Here is a 21,027-nt window from a genome sequence, read left to right on the forward strand (position 1 = left end):
GCGCTCGTCCCGTCCTACCTGTCGAGGCCGATCAGGAAGAGATCGTTGGGGCTCTTCTGGGGCCACTCCTCATCCCCAACGCGCATCGAGCCCGACCTGAAGCTGCCGAACACGACGGAACGGCCGTCCTTCGTCGCCACGATGGAGTCCGGCTCGGCGAGGCCCGCGGGGAAGCCACGGGTCCAGCGGGGCTCGCCGGTGATGCGGTCGTACTTGGCGACGAACAGGTTGCTGCTGAACGGCTCCTTGCCAGGGATCGGCCCCAGTCCGAGGTCATCCCCGCTCCGGTAGGTGCCCGTGACGATCACCCCGTCCTTCTCGTCCATGGCGACGCGCTCCCCGGAGAAGCCGAAGCCCCGCGCCCAGCGCTCCTCGCCCTCGCGGGTGTAGGCCACGAGGAAGGCATCATCCTTCGGGGCTCCCTCCGCGGTGACGGTCCGTCCCCCGAAGGTGAAGGTGCCCGAGAACGTGCCGGTCAGGACGATCCGGTTGCCGTGTGCCGCGACGTCGCGTGCCAGACCCCCGCCGCCGCCCGAGAAGGGCAGCGTGTGCTCCCAGCGCGGGTGTCCGTCCGGGGAGAGCCGCAGGACAATGGGAACACTGCCCACGGCGCTGGGGCTCACGCTCCCGCACAGCAGGAGGTGGTCCTGGCTGTCCACGGCGGCGGCCAGTCCCTCGCCGAAGTCCGCCGGGCGGACGTAGGCCCACTGGCTCTCGCCCGCGGGGGAGAACTTCGCGGCGAAGGGGCTCGGACCGAAGAAGCCCTCGGCCGGGTCCGGCTTCGACGTGATGGGCCCGCTTCCGAAGTCCACCGAGCCGACCAGGGTGCCGGCCATGATGATGTTGTCGTGGTGGTCCGTCAGCAGATCGAGCACGCCGAGGAAGCCGGGGTTGGCCTCGAACGAGCGCCTCCAGAGCAGCCGCCCGTGACGGTCGAACTTCACCAGGTACTCGCCCTCCCAGACGGGGCCATCTCCGAAGTCCACCCCCAGGGCCGCGGCCTGGAGGATGATGTTGCGCTTGGAGTCCACGGCGATCAGCCGCGCGAAGACATCACCATCCACGCCGGGACCAGGGCCGAAGACCTTCACCCACTCCAGGCGCCCCTTCTTCTGGTCATAGCGCGCGAGCGCGATCGCCGTGCTGGCCGGACCGCCCGGTGCCCTCAGGACTCGCTCGCCCAGGTCGATGTTGCCGGTGAAGCCGTACAGGACCAGGACATGCTCCTCGCCATCCTTGACGACCTTGCCGGACTTCTCCTCGGGGAACTCGCCGAGGATGACCGGCTCTCCGGTGATGTGCCGGGCCCACCGGATGTCGCCGGTGAGCCGCCCCTGCTCATGTGCCTGCTCCGTTCGCGCGAGTGCCCCGGGCTCCTCGGGTGCCAGCCCACCGCATGCCGCGAGTCCCACCGTCCATAGCAGCGGCAGCACCCCGCCGCGCCAGCTTCCGTGTCTCATGGTGCATCCCCCTCCGCCGTGCCGGGACCTTGCTCTCCGGCACTGCGCAACCGTGCACACGCCGGGAGTCCTTGACGCCTCCGTCTTCCGGGAGGGGCACCGCGTCCACCCGGAGACGGTGGCGCCTGCCTGGCGGGTGGGGGAGGCCCCTGGCTCTCATGGGGGCCCCGCGGGTACCTACGTTGTGGACATGGGGAGTTCCTGGAGCAGGAGCGCGGGGCCGCTGGGGGTGTCGGCGGGAGGGCTGCTGGTGGGGAGCCTGGCGTGGTTGCTCGGTCACTCCCGGGTGGCGGAGCTCGCCTGGGCGGTGGGCACCGTCCCCGTGCTGCTCGTGGTGGCGGTGTCCATCATCGACGCCCTGCGCCGGGGCCGCACCGGCGTGGACATCGTCGCCCTGCTGTCCATGGTGGGTGCCCTGGCGCTCGGCGAGTATCTCGCGGGCATCATCATCGCCCTCATGTTCTCCACGGGCAGTGCCCTGGAGGAGCATGCCCGCGCCCGTGCGCGGCGTGAGTTGTCGGCGCTGATCGGCCGGGTGCCCCAGGTGGCCACCCGCTACGAGGATGGCGGGCTCGTGCAGGTGCCGGTGGACTCCCTGCGGCCCGGCGAGCGCCTGCTCATCAAGGGGGGCGAGGTGATTCCGGTGGATGGGCTCGTGCTCTCCGCCGAGGCGGTGCTGGACGAGTCGGCCCTCACGGGCGAGGCGCTCCCCGTGGCGCACAAGCAGGGAGCGCGGGTGCGCAGTGGCCCCGTCAACGCCGGCCCGCCTTTCGAGCTGCGCGTCCTCGCCCCCGCGGCCGAGAGCACCTACGCGGGGGTGGTGCGGCTGGTCCAGTCCGCCCAGGCGTCCAAAGCCCCCTTCGTCCGCCTGGCCGATCGCTACGCGCTCTTCTTCGTCCCCTTCACCCTCGCCCTGTCCGCCCTGGCCTGGGTGCTGTCGGGAGATCCGGTGCGCGCGCTCGCCGTGCTGGTGGTGGCCACGCCCTGTCCCCTCCTCCTCGCCGCCCCGGTGGCCATCGTCTCCGGCATCTCCCGGGCCGCCCGGCGCGGCGTGCTCATCAAGGACGGGGCGGCCCTGGAGACACTCGCCCGCGCGCGCATCCTGCTCTTCGACAAGACTGGCACCCTCACCACGGGGCAGGCCCGGCTGACGGCCATCGAGACCACGGGAGACTCGGAGCCGGAGGAGCTGCTGCGGCTGAGCGCCTCGCTGGAGCAGGTTTCCCAGCACGTCATGGCCGGCTCCATCGTCTCCGCCGCGCGCGAGCGGGGCCTGTCCCTGTTACTGCCTGGCGAGTCCGAGGAACGCCCGGGCGCCGGGATGAGCGGGGAGGTGGACGGCCACCGCCTCAAGCTCGGCTCGTACGCCTGGGTCGGGGGCCCGGGGCCTCCCACGCCGTGGGCGCGCGCGGTGCTGCGGCGCATGGGCTACGAGGGGTGCTCGGGCGTCTTCGTCTCCGTGGACGGAGAGATGGCCGGGGCGCTACTGCTCGCGGATGAGATCCGTCCCGAGGCGCCCCGGGCGCTGCGCCTGTTGCGCAAGGCCGGGGTGAGCCGGCTCGTCATGGTGAGCGGGGACCGGGCGGACGTGGCGGAGATCATCGCCTCGGCGCTGGAGGTGGACGCGGTGCTCGCCGAGCGCAGTCCCCAGGAGAAGGTGCAGGCGGTGCGCACCGAGCGCCGGGCGGGCGTCACCCTCATGGTGGGGGATGGCATCAACGACGCGCCCGCGCTGGCGGCGGCCGACGTGGGGGTGGCCATGGGCGCGCGCGGCTCCGGGGCGTCCTCCGAGGCCGCGGACGTGGTGGTGCTGGTGGACCGGATGGATCGGCTCGTGGAGGCGCTGCTCGTGGCGCGCCGCGCGCGCGCCATCGCCTTGCAGAGCGTGCTGATGGGGATGGGCCTGTCCCTGGTGGCCATGGGTTTCGCGGCCGCTGGCATGCTGGGGCCGGTGGCGGGCGCGCTCCTGCAGGAGGGCATCGACGTGGCGGCCATCCTCAACGCCCTGCGGGCGCTGGGCGGTGGGGGACTGCTCCCGGTGCGCCACGCGCTCCCGGCGGAGTCGGTGTCCAGGCTGAAGGCCGAGCACCAGGAGTTGCGCCCCGTGCTCGAGCGCATCCAATCCCTGGCGGACCGGCTGGATGGGCTGGAGCCGCGGCAGCAGAAGTCCGAGCTGCTGGCGCTGGAAGGGGTGTTGGATGCGCGGCTGCTCCCTCACGAGCGCAGCGACGAGACCGAGCTCTATCCCACCCTCGCCCGGCTGCTCGGGGGAGAGGATCCGCTGGGCAGCATGAGCCACACCCACCGGGAGATCGCCCACCTCGGGCGGCTCCTCCAGCGGCGGGTGTCGGATCTCTCCGAGGAGGGGCCGGATCCCGCCGAGCAGCGGGAGTTGCGCCGGCTCCTCTATGGCCTGGGCGCCATCCTCCAGCTCCACTTCGCCCAGGAGGAGGAGCTCTTCGAGGCCGTCTCCTAGAAGGGAGGGGCCTTCGCCTCGGAGTGCCACGTCCGGCCCTCGCCCAGGTGGTGACGGAGCCTGCCGCGCTGCTCGGTGTAGTGCTCGGCGGCCCGCGCGGCGAGCCTCCCGGACAGCAGCACCGGAGAGATTCCCATCGACAGGACGCCCTGGCCGGCCAGGAAGAGGCCTTGCACCGGCGTGCGCGTGCGGAAGCGGTAGAAGCCGGACTGCCGCGGCGTCATCGCGGGCCCGTAGACCCCTCCATGCGGCGCGCGCAGCGAGTCGAGCCAGGTGAGGGGCGTGGCCACCTCGCGCACGGCGATGTCTCCGACGAGGCCCGGGAAGCGCGCCTCCACCTCGCCCAGCATCCGGTCCGCCAGCTGCTCCTTGAGCGCGTGGTAGTCCTCCCCCCGTGCGCCCGCTGGCAGGTGGGCCCACCGCTCGAACATCGCCTCGGGGACGAACGTCACCACCTCCAGCGTCGAGCACCCCGGAGGGGCCAGGGAGCCCGTCGTGTCCTTGAGCGAGTTGGACGAGAGGAAGAGGGACAGCTGTGGCGGCAGCTCGCCCCGGCCGAGTGGCTCGAACTGGCCATCGAGATCCGTGGACGGGTAGCTCCAGAGGTTCGCGGCGCTCATGCCATGCTGGCGCAGGTCGCGGCGCAGGCCCAGGTAGACGACGGCCATTCCCAGCGAGGGCTCGGTGCGGGCCACGTGCGCGCGCAGCCTCGCGGGCAGGTGCTCGGGCCCGACGAGGTGGCCCAGCGTCACGGTGGGGTCCACGTCGGACACGACGACGTCCGCCCCGAGCGCTTCACCGTCCTCCAGCTCCACGCCGGTGACGCAGCCTCGCGAGACGAGGATGCGCTGGGCCGCCACGTGGGTGCGGAACGTGACGCCGTGCCCCTGGGCCGCGTCCACCAGGGCCTGGAGCAGGGCGCCGCCGCCCCCCTTGGGGAAGAACGCCCCATCGGAATAGTCCGCGATGATGGCGAGCGCCACCAGCGCGGCTGACCGGCCCGGGGGCAGGCCCCAGTCACCGCACATGGCGGACAGCGCCGCTCGCGCTCGCTCGTCCTTCAGGTGGTGCCGGAGGAAGTCCCCCCATGTCCCGCGGCGCCAGCGCCACAGCATGGGCACGGCCCGCAGGGCGGCCAGGTCCGAGGCATGGAGCTTCCCGCCATGGGGCCGCACGCCGAGCGCCATCAACTCCCGCACGCGCGTCAGCGTCTCGAAGACCTCGGCCAGCCCCGCCGCCTCCTCGGGGAAGAGCGCCTGGAGCCGGTCCCGGAAGCGGTCGAGCCCCCGGCAGTTGCGCACCTCGAAGTCCGGGAAGCGGTAGATGTCGAAGCCGTCGGGCTCGAGCTCACTGAAGAGGGCCGAGCTGTCGAGCCCCAGGGCCGCGAGCTGCTCGGACATGAGCTGTCCCGGCCGGCACTGGCCGACGTAGTGGATGCCGACGTCGAAGGTGAAGCCCTGGCGCTCGAAAGGCGCGAGGCTGCCCCCGAGGTGGGGCGCCTGCTCCACGGCCGTGACGTCGAAGCCGGAGCGCGCCAGGAAGCCCGCGGCCGCGAGCCCTCCAGCGCCCGTGCCAATCACCACGGCCTTGCGTGTCGCCTCCATGGTCCGCCTCCCACTCCTCCAAGACTGGGGGCGGCGGGTGGACGCGGAAAGAGGAGGAGCGTGGCAAGGGGCCCTCGCCCCCTGGCATGAAGGTGGTGCCGGGCCCGGTTCCCCTTCAGCGCTCGCGGAGCAACTTGCTGCGCGTGGGCCTGGGGCGCTGCAGCTCCGGCCTTACCTCCACGCACGCGCGGATGTGCTCGGCTGCCTCCTCCACCGAGTCCGTGAGGAGCAGCCGCTCCACGTCCGCCGCGTCGATGGCCCCCTCCGCCAGCAGCGTCCCGCGCAGGAAGCCCACCAGCGGCTCCCAGTAGTCCCGGCCCATCAACACCAGTGGGAAGCCGCGGATCTTCCCCGTCTGGATGAGCACCGCCGTCTCGAAGATCTCATCCATCGTCCCAAAGCCGCCCGGGAAGGCGACGAACGCGTACGAGTACTTCACCAGCATCAGCTTGCGGACGAAGAAGTAGCGGAACTCGACGAAGGTATCGAGGTAGGCGTTGGGCTTCTGCTCGTGGGGCAGCTGGATGTTGCACCCCACCGAGCGGCCACCGGCCTCGCGCGCGCCCCGGTTGGCGGCCTCCATGATGCCGGGCCCGCCACCCGTCATCACCGTGAAGCCCAGCCGGGCGATCTCCGCCCCCATGCGCCGCGCCAGCTCGTAGGCGCGATGGTCCGGGCCGAAGCGCGCCGAGCCGAACACCGTCACGCACGGGCCCACGAAGTGCAGCGTGCGGAAGCCCTTGATGCACTCGGTGAAGATGCGCAGCGCCCGGGCCAGCTCCGAGCCCCGCGGCCGCGCTCCTTCCAGGAACCTGCGCTCCTCGTGAGTCCGCGCTCCCTTGCCCCACTGCGTGTCGGGTGTCGCTGTGGGCTCTGGTTTCTGGGCGTCGTCCGCTGGCACGGCGGGCGAGTGTAGCCCGGGTTGCCTCCCCGGCGGGCTCCGGGAGCAGACGAGGTGTGCGCCACTGACCGTGTCTCCCTCCCCCGGGAGCAGGAGCACGAGGGCTCTTCAGTGAACATCTTCGTCCATCATGACCACGGAGGCCCGCGGAGCTGGAGTGGTGAGGTGAAGACACTCGACCGCAAGTTGCTGAGGGACCTGGGACTGCTGAAGGGGCAGGTGCTCACCGTGGCCCTGGTGGTGGCCGCGGGCATCGCCATCTACGTGACGGCGCAGAGCACGTACCAGTCCATGAAGGCCTCGCAGCTCTCGTACTACGAGGGCTCGCGCTTCGCGGACCTGTTCGTCCGCCTGGAGCGCGCGCCGGAGCGGGTGTTGGCGGAGCTGGAGCTGCTGCCGGGCGTGGCCGAGGCGGAGGCCCGGCTGGTGGAGGACGTGCTGCTGGACATGCCGGACATGGCCGAGCCGGTGCTGGGGCGGATCGTCTCCATCCAAGGAGGGGAGGGGCCGCGGCTCAACCGGTTGGCGGTGCTGCGCGGCCGCCTGGTGGCGCCGGGACAGGCCGACGAGGTGATGGTGAGCCAGTCCTTCGCCGACGCGCACGGGCTGGAGCCGGGAGACACGGTGGCCGCGGTGCTCGGGGGCCGGCGGGCGGAGCTGCGCGTGGTGGGGGTGGCGCTGTCCCCCGAGTACATCTACGCCGTGGTGCCCGGAGGGCTCAGCGACGACAAACGGCGCTTCGGCATCTTCTGGATGGATCGCGAGGTGATGGCGCCGGCCTTCCAGATGGAGGGCGCCTTCAACGACGTGGTCTTCCGGCTGGCGCCTGGGGTGCGTGCCGAGGCCGTGGAGGACGCGGTGGACGCGGTGCTCGCGCCCTACGGGGGCCTGGGGGCGTACGGGCGCGACAAGCAGATGTCCCACCGCATCGTGGAGAGCGAGCTGGCGGGCTTGGAGGTCGAGGCGAGGGTGATGCCGCTCATCTTCATGGCCGTGGCGGCCTTCCTCGTCAACGTGGTGCTCTCGAGGCTGGTGGGCATCCAGCGCGAGCAGATCGCCGCGCTCAAGGCGGTGGGGTACTCGAACCTGAAGGTGGGGCTTCACTACCTGAAGCTGGTGCTGGTGGTGGTGGGCCTGGGGGCCGTGGTGGGGGTGGCGCTGGGGACGTGGCTGGGACGGCTCTACACGGGCCTGTACATGGACGTGTTCCACTTCCCCGTCTTCGTCTACCGGCTGGGGTGGGGGACGGTGGCGGGCGCGGTGGGGGTGAATGCCCTGGCGGCGGCGCTGGGGGCGCTGTTCTCGGTGGGCCGGGCGGTGCGGCTGCCGCCCGCGGAGGCCATGCGGCCCGAGGCGCCGCCCCGCTACCACCCCACCGTGCTGGAGAGGATGGGCGTGCACCGGCGGCTCTCGCAGAGCGGGCGCATGGTGCTGCGCGACCTGGAGCGCCGTCCGCTGCGGCTGATGATGTCCGTGCTGGGCATCGCGCTGGCCGTGGCCATTCCCACCGTCAGCCGCTACTTCGAGGACTCCGTCCGCTACGTGATGGCGGTGCAGTACGAGCTCGTCCTGAGGGAGGATCTGCTGGTCGTCTTCCGCGACCCGGTGCCGGCGCGGGCCGTGCGCGAGCTGGAGCAACTGCCGGGGGTGCTGCACGGCGAGCCCTTGCGCGAGCTGCCGGTGCGGATGGAGGCCGGCCCGTTCAGCCGCGAGGTGTCGGTGTCCGGGCTGCCCGCCGGAGGGGAGCACCGGCGGGTGCTGGACTCGGAGCTGCGCCAGGTGCACCTGGAGGGGAACGGGCTGGTCCTCAGCGCCGAGCTGGCCCGGCGCCTGGGGGTAAAGGCGGGAGACAGCGTGTGGCTTCACGTGCTCGAGGGCGACCGGCAGGTGCTCGAGGTGCGCGTGGACGGGCTGGTGGAGGATTGGTTCGGCCTCTCGGCCTATATGAAGCTGGACGCGATGGCGCGGCTGCTGGGCGAGGAGCCCGCCATCTCCGCCGCCACCCTGTCGGTGGACCGCTCCCAGCTCGACGCGCTCCACGCACGCCTCAAGCAGTTGCCCGGCGTGCTGGGCGTCACGCGCACGGAACTGGCGCGGCAGCAGTTCGAGGAGGGCACCGCCACGGTCTACCTCGTCTTCACCCTGGCGCTCTCCATCTTCTCGGCGATCATCGCGGTGGGCATCGTCTACAACAACGCCCGGGTGACGCTCGCGGTGAGGGCCAGGGACCTGGCCACGCTGCGGGTGCTCGGCTTCACCCGGAGGGAGATCTCCTGGGTGCTGCTGGGCGAGCTGGCGGTGAGCCTGTTGCTGGCGCTGCCGGTGGGGCTCCTTCTGGGGCGGTGGTTCGCGCGGGCGCTGTCCTCCTCGCTGGTGGACAACGAGGTGATCCGCCTGCCTGGCCTCATCACCCCGGCCTCCTCCGCCTTCGCCGTGCTGGTGGTGCTCTGCGCGGGCCTGCTGAGCGCGCTGCTGGTGCGGCGGCGGTTGGATCATCTGGATCTCATCGCCGTGTTGAAGACGCGGGAGTAGGGGGCGCGCCATGAAGTGGGTGAAGAGAGGACTCCTGGTGCTGCTGGCCCTCGTGCTGGTGGGGAGCCTCGTCCGGGCCTTCTTGCCCAAGCCGGTGGAGGTGGAGCTGGCGCCGGTGGAGCGGGGCCCCTTCGAGGTGACCGTCACCGAGCCCGGGAGGACGCGGGTGAAGGACCGGTATGTCCTCTCGGCGCCGCTGGGTGGGCACCTGGAGCGCATCACCCTGGAGCCCGGGGACGAGGTGAAGGCGGGGCGGACGGTGGCGCGGCTGACGGCGCTGGAGCCGCAGTTGTTGGATCCGCGCAGCCGTGTGCAGGCGGAGGCGCGGGTGGGGGCGGCGCGGGCGCAGAGCCGGCAGGCGCGGGCCGAGCTGGCGCGGGCGAACGAGGCGCTGAACTTCGCGCGCTCGGAGCTGAAGCGGTACCGGATGTTGGCGAAGGCGGGCGTCGTCCCCGCGCGCACGCTGGAGGAGTCGGAGACGGAGGTGCGCACGCGCGAGCAGGCGCTGGCCTCGGCCCGGGCGGGGGTGCGCGTCGCAGATGAGGAGTTGGTGGGGGCGCGCGCGGCCCTCTCGCGCATGCGGGCGGAGGGGCAGGGCGTGGGCGGCGCGGGAGCGGGGGGCGACGAGTCGCTGGAGATCCGCTCGCCGGTGGACGGGTGGGTGTTGAAGGTGATGCAGCAGAGCGAGGGCACGGTGGCGGCCGGGACGCCCCTGTTGGAGGTGGGGGACCCGAGGCAGCTCGAGGTGGTGACGGACGTGCTGACGGAGGACGCGGTCCGCCTGGAGCCCGGGGCGCGGGTGCGCATCCTGCAGTGGGGAGGGGATTACCCCTTGGAAGGAAAGGTGCTGCGTGTGGAGCCCTCGGCCTTCACGGAGACGTCCGCGCTGGGGGTGGAGGAGCAGCGGGTCAACGTCGTCATCTCACTGGAGGAGCCGCTGGAGCGGCGGGCCTCGTTGGGCGACGGCTTCCGGGTGCAGTCGCGGATGACGCTGTGGGAGGGCGAGGACGTCGTCAGCGTGCCGGAGAACGCGCTGTTCCGCCGGGGAGAGGGCTGGGCCGTGTTCGTCGCGGACGAGGGGCGGGTGCGGCTGCGGCAGGTGAAGGTGGGGCAGCGCAGCGGGCTGCGGGCGCAGATCCTCGAGGGGCTCGAGCCCGGAGCGCAGGTGATCGTCCACCCCGGCGAGAGCGTGAAGGAAGGCGTGGCCTATACCCCGCGGCGATTCGAGTAGGCCTCGGGAGCGGAGGAGGAAGATGCACATGGATGCCACGTGGAAGCCCCTCTACAGGGTGGGTGCGGCGGCGGCTGTCGCCGTGCTCGTGCTCGTCCCGTTCCAGATCGCCGTCTACGTGATCCAGCCGCCGCCGGGCACTGTCCTCGACTGGTTCACGCTCTTCCAGACCCACGCCTTCATCGGGCTCGTCGACATGGACCTCCTGTTGATCGTCGACAACGTCCTCCTGGCCCTCATGTACCTGGCCCTCTACGCCGCGCTCCGCGGCGCGAGCCCCTCCCTGATGACCACCGCCGTGGCGCTGGATCTCATGGCGGTGACGACGTACTTCGGCTCGAATACGGCGTTCGAGATGCTCTCCCTGAGCAGGCAATACGCCGCCGCGACCACGGAAGCGCAGCGGGAGGTGGCCCTGGCGGCGGGCCAGGCGATGGTCGCGACCTGGCAGGGGAGCGCGTTCAACGTGAGCTATGTCCTCGGCGCCATCGCCATCCTGCTCACCGCGACCGCCATGCTGCGGAGCCAGGTGTTCGGCAGGGCGGCGGCCTACGTCGGACTCGTGTTCGGCGTGCTGAGCCTGGTGCCCGCCTCCGCGGGAAGGCTCGGGATCATCCTTTCGCTGCTCTCCCTGGTGCCGATGTGTCTATGGCTGATCCTGATTGCCCGGAGGCTCTTCCAGCTTGGCCGGGTCCCTCACCCTGCCCGGGCGGACGAGGCGGACGTCCGATGAGCGATGCACGCGGCCGCGAGCGTTCGCGGGCTGACGGGCCGTCCTGCCCTCGCTCGCGGGCGCTCGGGGCCGGTGCCTAGGCTGGCGAGCCGCGTACCCGAGTCCTCTGTTCCAGGAGGCCGTATGCCCGAGGTTGCTCCACCCGAAGCCGTGAAGGAGCGCTTCCTCCTGTCCGTGGAGGGCTTGGAGGCCCTGCTGGCGGCGCTGCGGGGCGATGGCTGGCGGTTGATGGGCCCCACCGTGCGGGACGGTGCCATCGACCACGCGGAGATCCGGGGCGTGGGGGATCTGCCGCGGGGCATGACGGAGGTACAGGAGGCGGGCACCTACCGGCTGGCCCGGCGCGAGGATGGGGCGCTCTTCGGCTACGCGGTGGGCCCCAGGTCCTGGAAGCAGGTGCTCTTTCCGCCGAAGCTGCGGCTCTTCCGCGCGCACCGGACGGAGGAGGGTTTCGAGGTGGAGCCGGAGTCCACCGAGCCGCCCCGGCTGGCGCTCATCGGGGCACGCTCGTGTGATCTGCACGCCATCGCCGTCCAGGACCGCACCTTCCTGGAGAGCCCCTTCAAGGATCCCGACTACGCGGCGCGCCGCGAGCGGCTCTTCGTGGTGGCGGTGAACTGCGGGCAGGCGGGAGGCACGTGCTTCTGCGTCTCGATGCGGACCGGCCCTCGCGCCACCTTCGGCTTCGACGTGGCCCTCACCGAGCTGCTGGACGAGGGCGGACACCGTTTCCTCGCGGAGCCGGGCAGCGAGCGGGGCACGGCGTTGCTGGCGCGCGTGGGAGCCATTCCCGCCCAGGAGCCAGACGCGCGGGCCGCGGACGCGGTGGTGGAGCGCACCGCCCAGAGCATGGGCCGCGCCATGGACACCACGGACATCAAGGGGCTGCTCTACCGCAACCAGGAGCACCCGCGCTGGGACGAGGTGGCCGCGCGCTGCCTGGGGTGCACCAACTGCACCCTGGTGTGCCCCACCTGCTTCTGCTCCACGGTGGAGGACACGACGGACCTGCTCGGAGGCGTGGCCGAGCGCTCGCGGCGCTGGGACTCGTGTTTCACCCTGGACCACTCGTACCTGCACGGCGGCAGCGTCCGGCACGCCACCCGCTCCCGCTACCGGCAGTGGCTCACGCACAAGGTCGCGAGCTGGTGGGATCAGTTCGGCACCTCGGGGTGCATCGGCTGCGGGCGCTGCATCACCTGGTGCCCGGTGGGCATCGACATCACCGAGGAGGTGGCCGCCATCCGCGCCACCGATGGCGCCCGGCCCGGCGCGTGAGAGGAGACGACTCATGGCGCCATCCCTGCCCCCCATCGAGGAGCACCCCTTCCTGCGCGGGCTCGCCCCCGAGCAGGTGAAGGCCATCGCCTGTGACGTGCGCGAGGTGTCCTTCCCCGCGGGCGCCCTGCTGCTGCGCGAGGGGGACGAGGCCCGCACGCTCTTCCTGCTGCGCTCCGGCCGGGTGTCGCTGGAGCTGACCGTTCCGGGCCAGGGGCCGCGCCAGCTGGAGACGCTGAAGGCGGGCGACATCCTCGGCCTCTCCTGGCTCTTTCCTCCATACCGCTGGCACCTGGACGCGCGGGCCGTGGAGCCCGTGGAGGCCTTCGCGCTGGATGCCGCGTGCCTGCGCGGCCCCAGCTCCGAGCACCCCGTGCTGGAGCCGGCCCTGGCCATGCGCCTGCTGCGCCAGCTCTACGAGCGGCTGGAGCGCGTCCGCATGCAGCGGTTGGATCTCTACAAGGCGGGCACATGAGCACCGGCGCCCTCCCCACCGCCGGACCGATGCTGCCCGAGCCCCTGCGCGTGCGGAGCCTCCGCCGCGAGACGGCCGACACCTTCACGGTGTCGCTGGACGTGTCGGAGCGCTCCGGTGGTTTTCCCTTCCAGCCGGGCCAGTTCAACATGCTGTATGCCTTCGGGGTGGGGGAGGTGCCCATCTCCATCAGCGGAGACCCGGGGCGCCCGGGCGAGCTCATCCATACCGTGCGCACCGTGGGCACCGTCACCGAGGCCCTCCGCCGGGTGGGCCGGGGCGGGCGGATGGGCGTGCGAGGCCCGTATGGCCGGCCGTGGCCCCTGGAGGAGGCGCGCGGCCTGGACGTGGTGGTGGTGGCTGGAGGGCTCGGACTGGCCCCGCTGCGCTCCGCCATCCTCCACCTGCTGCGCCACCGCGCGGCGTACGGCCGGGTGTCGCTGCTGGTGGGAGCCCGCTCGCCGGAGGGCCTGCTGTACCGCCGCGAGCTGGCCCGCTGGCAGGAGGACTCCCGGTTGAAGGTGCTCATCACCGTGGACCAGGCGGGCCCCGAGTGGAAGGGACACGTGGGCGTGGTGCCCGCGCTGCTGCGGGACGTGGAGGTGGAGCCCTCGCGCACCATGGCCCTGATGTGCGGGCCCGAGGTGATGATGCGCTTCACCGTGCGCGAGCTGGAGCGCCTGGGCGTGCCCGACTCGCGCATCCACCTCTCCCTGGAGCGCAACATGAAGTGCGCGGTGGGCTTCTGCGGCCACTGCCAGCTCGTCCCGTTCTTCGTGTGCAAGGACGGGCCGGTGCTCCCCTACGACCGGCTCCGCCCCTTCATCAACCTGCGCGAGGTGTGAGATGGCTCGCCGGAAGAAGCCCTCGCTCGCCGTCTGGAAGTTCGCCTCGTGCGACGGGTGCCAGCTCACCGTGTTGGACCTGGAGGACGAGCTGCTCGCGCTGGCGGACGCCGTGCGCATCGCGTATTTCGCCGAGGCCACCACCACGGCGCTGAAGGGGCCCTACGATTTGTCGCTCGTGGATGGCTCCATCACCACCCCCGCGGACGCCGAGCGCATCCGCGAGGTGCGGCGCGTGTCGCGGTACATGGTGAGCATCGGGGCGTGCGCCACGGCGGGCGGCATCCAGGCGCTGCGCAACTTCCGGGACGTGCGCGAGTTCCTCTCCACCGTCTACGCGAAGCCCGAGTACATCGAGACGCTGGCCACCTCCACCGCCATCGCGGACCACGTGCCGGTTGACTTCGAGCTGCGGGGCTGCCCCATCGACAAGCGGCAGCTGCTGGAGGTGCTCAGCGCCTTCCTCAACGGGCGGCGGCCCAACATCCCGGCCCACAGCGTGTGCGTGGAGTGCAAGCTGCGCGGCAACGTGTGCGTGATGGTGACGGGCACGCCCTGCCTGGGGCCGGTGACACACGCGGGCTGCGGCGCGCTCTGCCCCACGTACCACCGCGGCTGCTACGGCTGCTTCGGGCCCATGGAGGCACCCAACACGCCCTCGCTGGCGGGGGCCTTCCACGCCGCCGGGCGCTCGGAGACGGAGCTCGTCCGCTCCTTCCGCAACTTCAACGCCAATGCCCCCGCCTTCCGCGACGAGAGCGAGCGCCATGAAGAATAAGACGCGCACCATCGACGTGAACTACCTCACGCGCGTGGAGGGCGAGGCCTCGCTCACGGTGCGCCTGGAGGGTGACAAGGCCACGGACGTGCGCCTGGCCATCTTCGAGCCGCCGCGCTTCTTCGAGGCCCTGCTGCGCGGGCGCTCGTACCTGGAGGCGCCCGACATCACCTCGCGCATCTGCGGCATCTGCCCGGTGGCGTACCTGATGAGCGCCTGTCTCGCCGTGGAGGACGCGCTGGGCGTGACGGTGGATGGGCCGCTCCGCGCGCTGCGCCGCCTCCTCTATTGCGGCGAGTGGATTGAAAGCCACGGGCTGCATGTCTTCCTGCTGCACGCGCCGGACTTCCTCGGCTACCCGGACGCGCTCTCCATGGCGAAGCAGCATGGCGAGTGGGTGCAGCGGGGCCTGCGTATCAAGAAGGCGGGCAACACGCTCGTGGCCCTCATGGGCGGCCGGTCCATCCACCCCATCAACGTGCGCGTGGGCGGCTTCTACAAGGCCCCCACCCGGGCCGAGCTGGAGCCGCTCCTCCCCGAGCTGCGCTGGGGGCGCGACGCCACCGCCGAGTCGCTGGAGTGGATGGCCCGCTTCCCCTTCCCGGCGCTCGAGCGCGCCTACGAGTTCGTCTCGCTGCGCCACCCGAGCGAGTACCCGATCGTCGGCGGGCGGGTGGTGTCCTCGGAGGGGTTGGACATCGACGTGCGCGAGTGGGACGCGCACTTCGTGGAGGAGCAGGTGCCGTACACGCATGCGCTGCACGCGCGGCGCGTGGGGCGGGGTGCCTACCTGTGCGGCCCGCTGGCCCGCTTCAACCTCAACTTCGACAGGCTGCTCCCCTCGGTGCAGGAGGCCGCCCGCCGTGCGGGGCTGTCCGTGCCGTGCCGCAACCCCTTCCGCGCGCTGCTCGTGCGGCTGGTGGAGATGCTCCAGGCCTTCACCGATGCCATCCGCCTCATCGAGGAGTACGTGGAGCCCACCGTGCCCCACGTGGACACGCCGCCCCGGGCGGGCACGGGCTACGGCGCCACCGAGGCCCCGCGCGGGCTGCTCTACCACCGCTACACGCTCGACGCGGACGGCGCCATCCTGGACGCCCGCATCGTCCCGCCCACCTCGCAGAACCAGCGCTCCATCGAGGACGACCTGCGCGAGCTAGCGCCCCAACTGGCCTCGCGGGCCCATGCGGAGGCCACCCGGCTGGCCGAGCAGGCCATCCGCAACCACGATCCGTGCATCTCCTGCGCGACGCACTTCCTCACCCTGAAGGTGGAGCGGACATGAGCGGACGGGTACGTGTCATCGGCCTCGGCCAGGCGGCGGCCGGAGATGACCAGGTGGGGCTCGCCGTCATCGCGCACCTGCGCTCGCTCGGTGCCTCCGGGCGCCTGGAGCTGCTGGTGGCCCCGGAGCCGAGCGCGCTCCTGCCGCTGCTGGAGACGGCGGCCCCGGTGGTGCTGGTGGACGCGGTGCTGGCGGCTCCGGCGGGCGAGGTGCTCATGCTGGAGCCCGACGAGCTGGAGCAGCGGGGCCTCTCCACGATGTCGACACACGGGCTCGGGGTGGCGCAGGCGGTGGCGCTGGCGCGGCTGTTGTCGCCCTCGGCGGTGTCGCCGTCCATCCGCGTCGTCGGGGTGAGCATCTCGCGGCCGGAGCGCTTCCGTCAGGGGCTGTCTCCCGAGGTGGCGGCCGCCGTCCCGCGCGCCGCCGAGCAGATCCTTCGTGCCGTCTCTTCCGACGAGGAGCTTGACCATGCATGAGTCCACGCTTGCCCGGCAGATGCTCGAGACCGTCCTCCAGCGCGCCGCCTCCGATGGGGCCTCTCGCGTCCGCGTGGTGCGCGGCTGGGTGGCGGAGACCGAGGCGCTGTCCGCCGACAGCCTGTCCTTCCATTTCACCGCGCATGCCCAGGGCACGAGCGCGGAAGGGGCCCGGCTCCTGCTGAACCTCATCCACGTGGAGGCGCGCTGCCGGGCCTGCGGCCGCACCTACGCCCCCGAGCACCACCTGCTGCTGTGCCCGGGGTGCGGGAGCACCGAGGGGGAGCAGCTCGGACAGACGGGGCTCGCCATCACCTCCATCGAGGTGGAGTAGGAGATGGTGAGGCGGGCCATCACCGTGCACGGGGTGGTGCAGGGGGTGGGCTTCCGGCCCTTCGTCCATGCCGCCGCCACGGCCCGGGGACTGGCCGGCTGGGTGCGCAACCGCACGGATGGCGTCCGCATCGAGGTGGAAGGGCCGGAGCCCGCGGTGGAGGCCTTCGTGAGGGCCCTCTCGCGCGAGGCTCCACCCGCGGCCCGCCTCAACCGGGTGGAGGTCTCCGAGGTGCCCCCCCGGGACGAGCGCGCCTTCCACATCCTCGCCAGCGACCCGGAGGCACCGCCGCGGCCGAGCGTGCCCGCGGACCTGGCCACCTGCCCGGAGTGTCTGGCGGAGGTGGCCTCGGCCGGGGAGCGGCGCTTCCGCTACCCGTTCACCAACTGCACGCGCTGCGGGCCTCGCTGGACGCTCCTCGAGTCGCTTCCCTATGACCGGCCGCGCACGTCCATGAAGGGCTTCACGCTCTGCGCGGACTGCGAGGCCGAGTACCGCGACGTGCGGGACCGGCGCTTCCATGCCCAGCCCATCGCGTGCCCGGCGTGCGGGCCGCGCGTGTCGCTGCTCGCGCCGGATGGCTCGCGGCTCGGAGAGGACGAGGCGGCGCTGCGGGGCGCGGTGGAGACGGTGCGCGAGGGCGGGGTGCTCGCCCTGCGGGGGTTGGGAGGCTTCCACCTCCTGGTGGATGCCACGAGCCCGGAGGCCGTGACACGCCTGCGCCAGCACAAGTGCCGCCCGGAGAAGCCCTTCGCAGTGATGTTCCCCTCGCTCCAGGCGCTGCGCTCGGTCTGCGAGGTGTCTCCGGAGGAGGCCGCGGTGCTCACCTCCGCGTCGGCGCCCATCCTCCTGCTGCGCGGGCGTGCGCCAGGAGGGGCGGAGGTGTCCGTCGCGGAGGCGGTGGCCCCTGGAAACCCATGGCTCGGTGCCTTGCTGCCCTACACGCCGCTGCACGCGTTGTTGCTCGACGCGGTGGGCCGTCCCCTGGTGTGCACCAGTGGCAACCTCTCCGACGAGCCCCTCTGCATCGACACGGAGGAGGCGCTGGCGCGGCTGCACGAGGTGGCCGACCGCTTCCTGGTGCATGACCGGCCCATCGTCCGCCCGGTGGATGACTCGGTGGCGCGCATGACGCCCGAGGGGCTCCAGGTGCTGCGGCGCGCCCGGGGGTACGCGCCCCTTCCCCTGGCACTTCCGGGAGCGCCGTGCCTGCTCGGGCTCGGCGGGCAGTTGAAGAGCACGGTGGCCGTCTGCGTCGGCGAGCAGGTGGTGGTGAGCCAGCACCTCGGGGACCTCGGCTCCCTCGAGGGTGCGCGGCTCCTGGAGCGGACCGCGGAGGACCTGCTGCGGCTGTTGGAGGCGCGGCCGGTGGCGCTCGCGTGCGACCTCCATCCGGACTACGCCTCCACGCGGCTCGCCGAGCGCCTCTCGGGCGAGTGGGGTGTGCCGCTCGTGCGCGTGCAGCACCACCACGCCCACGTCGCGGCCTGCATGGCCGAGCATGGGCTGTCGGGGCCGGTGCTCGGCCTCGCCTGGGACGGCGCCGGGCTCGGGACGGATGGCACGTTGTGGGGCGGCGAGGCCCTCGTCGTCGAGGGGGCGGGTTTCCGCCGCGTGGCGCACCTGCGCCCCTTCTCGCTGCCCGGCGGCGAGCGGGCCTTGCGCGAGCCAAGGCGGGCCGCGCTCGGTTTGCTGCACGAGGTGGAAGGGGCCGGGGCCGCCGCGCACCTGCGCGAGACCTTCGCGGCGCAGGAGGCGAGGGTCCTCGTGACGATGCTCGAGCGGGGCCTGCAGTCACCGAGGACCACCAGCATGGGCCGGCTGTTCGACGCCGTCGCCGCGCTCTCGGGCCTCCGCGCGCGGGCGGGCTTCGAGGGACAGGCGGCCATGGCGCTCGAGTACGCCGCGGGGGACGGGGAGGCGGAGCCCTATCCACTGCCGTTGAGGGAGGGAGTGCCCGCGGTGGCGGACTGGGAGCCGCTCGTCCGGGCGCTGCTGTCCGACCGGGAGCGAGGCGTCCCACCGCCGCTCATGGCCGCCCGGTTCCACACCGCGCTGGCCGTGCTCGCCGAGTCCATCGCGGTGCGCGTGGGCCTGCCGCGCGTGGTGCTCTCGGGCGGGTGCTTCCAGAACCTGCGGCTGCTGCGGGATGTCCAAACGCGGCTGCGCGCGCGGGGCTTCGAGGTCTTCTCTCCCCGGCAGTACCCCCCGAATGATGGAGGGCTGTCGCTGGGACAGGTCGCGGTCGCGGCTCGCTGGTGCTCGTAGCTCTATTTCTGCCACGACGAATCAGTGATCCGCAGAGCATCGTGTTCAAGGCGCTCGCCTGGCGCTTTGTTCTATGCCCGTTCAACTCCAAGCGAAGGTCCATCGAGGAAACCGAGGTGCCCGTTGTCATCGAACGTTTCGCCGGGCTGGGATGTCTGAGCGAGCGAAGTCAGATTCCCGGACTCATTGCCCTGGATGTACCTCCCTCCATCCGCTGGAGGGAGGTGAAGCGGTTGCTGGTCGAGGGCGAAGCCGAAGAGCGCTGGGATTACGAAGAGGCCTGTCTGCCCAACGAATCTTCACCTGGGGCTCGTGAGTGAGCAGAAGCGGCAGCATCCAGCTCAATAGCTCCCCGCGGCCACCTCCGGCGTCAGGGGAAGCTCGCGGCCATCGCGAGTCATGCGGAAGCTGCTCGAGTCCAAGCCTGGAACCGCCATTCTCGAAGGCTCTGTCGCAGCGGCGTTTATCGTTGATGCGTTCCGGTGGTTCAGCTCGCGCGGCGCCTCCGTGAGCTGGAGGTGCGCGCCCCACGTTCTACGGGTTGCGGCCCTGCGCTCCCCGGAGCAGTTCGAACGCGGTGTCCCATATTTGGGAATCCGATGCACCGCGCGGCGGCAGACGGTCGCGGGCGGGCCGGTCGTCCTCGTCCGGGGTCTCTGGATCGGCGCCCGCGTCGAGAAGCAGCCTCATCATCGGGATGTCCAGCCGCGATGCCGCAAGCCCGAGCGCAGTGTATCCGGCCTGCCCGCCCCATTCGTTGATCGTCCTGGTGGCCCCCGCGCCCAGGAGGAGAGCGGCGATGCCCAGATCGCCCACGCCCGCGCACGCCCGCAGCGGCGTGTCCCCTTCGCTGCTACGCACGTTGGGATCAGCCCCCGCCTTCAGGAGCGCTTCGACTGCCGCCTGCTGGCCTTCGAAGACCGCCACCAACAAGGGGGTCACGTCCCGCTCGGCGTTCCATGCGTTGACGTCCGCGCCGTGCTCGAGGAGCGCCATGAGCACGTCGAGCCCGCCTCTCTCTGCGAGTTCGTTGATGGCCACATGCAGCGGACGCAAACCCGGCCACTGTGCCTGCGGCTCGTTCGGATCGGCACCACCGGCCAGCAGCGCCTTGACCCGGGACGCATCGTGCTGTTCGATCGCCGCGAAGAGTTCTTTCGACATGGCTCATAGCTCCGCCATCGGATGACCAGGTTTCTGAATCTGCCACCGCTTCTCCGGGAGCTTTTTCTGAGCTTCAAGACGCTGCCGGATGCTGGAGCACGGCACCTTGGCCATCTTCCTGTCGTTCCATGCTCCGGGCGACTTCGGTTCGCGGGGTGGGACTGACTGGTTGAGCAGATCCTTCTCCTCTTGAAGCTCGTCGAGTCGGCTCATACATCACTCGTTGACGTCAACGAGTGCGTCATCCGGCGTCAGGGGAAGCTCACGTTTCCAATCTCGACGCCCAGGGTTCCCTGTCCATCCCAGAGGCCGAGCGTGAGCTTCCCGCGGGCTTCCCGCTCCGGCAGCTCCGTCTCCGCCACGACGAAGCCGCGATCCAGGGGCGCAAGGGGTTGCGGCTGCCACACGCCTGGCTGCGTCACCTCTTCACCGTCACGCGCCAGCGTGGCCTTCGCCGCCGTCCAGGGTTGCGCCCCCGGGTTCCTCAACCTCAGTGCCACGGCCACCCGGAACACGGGCTCGTCGCCCTCCGGCACGTCCGTGGTGTAGCGGTAGGCATAGACCGCCTCCACCTTGAGTGCGTTCACCGGAGACAGGGTGATGGACTTCGAGAGATCGCTGAACACGACCCCCTGGGTGCCCATCTCCATCCGGCCCCTGGCGAACAGCTGGGTGACGGGACCCTGGCCCTGGTCCTTCGCCTGAAGCCGCTGCAACTCCCGCGCGAGCCTTTCGTTCTCCTCGCGTGCCTCCCGGAGCTCTCGCTCCCAGGGCTCCTCCGGACGTCCGAAGCGGAAGACATCCACCTCCCGCGCGAGCCGGGCCGGGTGGACCACCAGCGCGAAGGTGGCGCTCGCGGGGGCGGCGTCCCCCTCGAAGTACACCGTCAACCTCAAGGGCTTCCCGCTCCGGGATTTCCTCCTGGGCACGAGCACGAGGGTCTCCTCGTCCTCGTCCACCCGACGGAACCGCTCGGCGTCCTCCAGCTCCACCCGGGCGATCCCGGAGTCGAAGACGAAGGTGGTGGAGAGCTCCGCGCTGATGCACACCTCGAGCGGCTCCCGGGAGGACTCCGCCGGCAACTCGATGGACCGCGCGGGCTCCTCACAGGCGTCCGGGTAGGAACGGCGGAGCGCGGTATCCGGCGACGAGGAGAGCAGCACGAGGGCGGCGGAGGGGAGGAGCAT

General features: G+C 71.7%; 19 protein-coding genes. 13 read left to right on the plus strand and 6 right to left on the minus strand.

Annotated features, from left to right (window positions below; genetic code table 11):
* Window positions 1-14 precede the first annotated feature (14 nt).
* Entirely contained in the window at window positions 15-1,460 is a 1,446-nt protein-coding gene (locus NR798_RS17020) for a hypothetical protein (protein WP_375772526.1), read from the minus strand.
* A gap of 190 nt (window positions 1,461-1,650) precedes the next feature.
* Between NR798_RS17020 and NR798_RS17025 the strand changes: the two genes are divergently transcribed.
* Complete coding sequence (locus NR798_RS17025; RefSeq protein ID WP_375772527.1) at window positions 1,651-3,936, plus strand: heavy metal translocating P-type ATPase; 2,286 nt, start codon at window positions 1,651-1,653, stop codon at window positions 3,934-3,936.
* Here NR798_RS17025 and NR798_RS17030 read toward each other — a convergent pair.
* Both NR798_RS17030 and NR798_RS17035 read right to left on the minus strand, forming a co-directional pair.
* Window positions 3,933-5,540, minus strand: coding sequence for a phytoene desaturase family protein (locus NR798_RS17030; protein ID WP_375772528.1), 1,608 nt, complete (start codon window positions 5,538-5,540; stop codon window positions 3,933-3,935). The genes NR798_RS17025 and NR798_RS17030 overlap by 4 nt on opposite strands.
* 115 nt (window positions 5,541-5,655) lie before the next feature.
* Window positions 5,656-6,441 carry a TIGR00730 family Rossman fold protein gene (locus tag NR798_RS17035; RefSeq protein ID WP_375772529.1) on the minus strand — a complete coding sequence of 262 codons (786 nt, stop codon included), beginning with the start codon at window positions 6,439-6,441 and terminating at the stop codon, window positions 5,656-5,658.
* A 165-nt stretch (window positions 6,442-6,606) separates the two neighbouring features.
* Here NR798_RS17035 and NR798_RS17040 point away from each other — a divergent pair, with 165 nt between their 5' ends.
* The 12 genes from NR798_RS17040 (at window position 6,607) to NR798_RS17095 (ending at window position 18,996) form a co-directional block, all read left to right on the plus strand.
* A complete protein-coding gene (locus tag NR798_RS17040; RefSeq protein ID WP_375772530.1) occupies window positions 6,607-8,973 on the plus strand; it encodes an ABC transporter permease in 2,367 nt (788 codons plus the stop codon).
* A 10-nt stretch (window positions 8,974-8,983) separates the two neighbouring features.
* Complete coding sequence (locus NR798_RS17045) at window positions 8,984-10,204, plus strand: efflux RND transporter periplasmic adaptor subunit (RefSeq protein ID WP_375772531.1); 1,221 nt, start codon at window positions 8,984-8,986, stop codon at window positions 10,202-10,204.
* Window positions 10,205-10,232: 28 nt separating this feature from the next.
* Window positions 10,233-10,937 carry a hypothetical protein gene (locus NR798_RS17050; protein WP_375772532.1) on the plus strand — a complete coding sequence of 235 codons (705 nt, stop codon included), beginning with the start codon at window positions 10,233-10,235 and terminating at the stop codon, window positions 10,935-10,937.
* A 123-nt stretch (window positions 10,938-11,060) separates the two neighbouring features.
* On the plus strand, window positions 11,061-12,215 hold the full coding sequence (locus NR798_RS17055; RefSeq protein ID WP_375772533.1) for a 4Fe-4S dicluster domain-containing protein: 1,155 nt from the start codon (window positions 11,061-11,063) through the stop codon (window positions 12,213-12,215).
* Window positions 12,216-12,228: 13 nt separating this feature from the next.
* Entirely contained in the window at window positions 12,229-12,690 is a 462-nt protein-coding gene (locus NR798_RS17060) for a cyclic nucleotide-binding domain-containing protein (RefSeq protein ID WP_375772534.1), read from the plus strand.
* On the plus strand, window positions 12,687-13,535 hold the full coding sequence (locus NR798_RS17065) for an FAD/NAD(P)-binding protein (protein ID WP_375772535.1): 849 nt from the start codon (window positions 12,687-12,689) through the stop codon (window positions 13,533-13,535). Before NR798_RS17060 ends, NR798_RS17065 begins: the two co-directional genes overlap by 4 nt.
* Window position 13,536: 1 nt before the next feature.
* Complete coding sequence (locus NR798_RS17070) at window positions 13,537-14,313, plus strand: oxidoreductase (RefSeq protein ID WP_375772536.1); 777 nt, start codon at window positions 13,537-13,539, stop codon at window positions 14,311-14,313.
* Window positions 14,303-15,598 carry a Ni/Fe hydrogenase subunit alpha gene (locus tag NR798_RS17075; protein ID WP_375772537.1) on the plus strand — a complete coding sequence of 432 codons (1,296 nt, stop codon included), beginning with the start codon at window positions 14,303-14,305 and terminating at the stop codon, window positions 15,596-15,598. Before NR798_RS17070 ends, NR798_RS17075 begins: the two co-directional genes overlap by 11 nt.
* Window positions 15,595-16,074 (plus strand): hydrogenase maturation protease, encoded by a 480-nt coding sequence (locus NR798_RS17080; protein WP_375772538.1) that lies wholly within the window; start codon window positions 15,595-15,597, stop codon window positions 16,072-16,074. The genes NR798_RS17075 and NR798_RS17080 overlap by 4 nt, the downstream gene beginning before the upstream one ends.
* Window positions 16,067-16,408, plus strand: coding sequence for a hydrogenase maturation nickel metallochaperone HypA (locus tag NR798_RS17085; RefSeq protein ID WP_375772539.1), 342 nt, complete (start codon window positions 16,067-16,069; stop codon window positions 16,406-16,408). The genes NR798_RS17080 and NR798_RS17085 overlap by 8 nt, the downstream gene beginning before the upstream one ends.
* A 3-nt stretch (window positions 16,409-16,411) precedes the next feature.
* Window positions 16,412-18,676: a carbamoyltransferase HypF gene (hypF, locus tag NR798_RS17090; protein WP_375772540.1), complete on the plus strand. Its 2,265-nt coding sequence runs from the start codon at window positions 16,412-16,414 to the stop codon at window positions 18,674-18,676.
* Between the two features lie 41 nt (window positions 18,677-18,717).
* On the plus strand, window positions 18,718-18,996 hold the full coding sequence (locus tag NR798_RS17095; protein ID WP_375772541.1) for a DUF4265 domain-containing protein: 279 nt from the start codon (window positions 18,718-18,720) through the stop codon (window positions 18,994-18,996).
* Between the two features lie 214 nt (window positions 18,997-19,210).
* Here NR798_RS17095 and NR798_RS17100 read toward each other — a convergent pair whose 3' ends face one another.
* From NR798_RS17100 to NR798_RS17110, 3 genes are read right to left on the minus strand one after another with little or no spacing between them, the layout of a single operon-like run.
* On the minus strand, window positions 19,211-19,840 hold the full coding sequence (locus NR798_RS17100; protein WP_375772542.1) for an ankyrin repeat domain-containing protein: 630 nt from the start codon (window positions 19,838-19,840) through the stop codon (window positions 19,211-19,213).
* A gap of 3 nt (window positions 19,841-19,843) precedes the next feature.
* Window positions 19,844-20,053, minus strand: coding sequence for a hypothetical protein (locus tag NR798_RS17105; RefSeq protein WP_375772543.1), 210 nt, complete (start codon window positions 20,051-20,053; stop codon window positions 19,844-19,846).
* A 38-nt stretch (window positions 20,054-20,091) separates the two neighbouring features.
* Window positions 20,092-21,027 (minus strand): DUF2381 family protein, encoded by a 936-nt coding sequence (locus NR798_RS17110; RefSeq protein WP_375772544.1) that lies wholly within the window; start codon window positions 21,025-21,027, stop codon window positions 20,092-20,094.

It is taken from the genome of Archangium gephyra, from assembly GCF_042230915.1.
Taxonomy (GTDB): Bacteria; Myxococcota; Myxococcia; order Myxococcales; family Myxococcaceae; genus Archangium; species Archangium gephyra_B.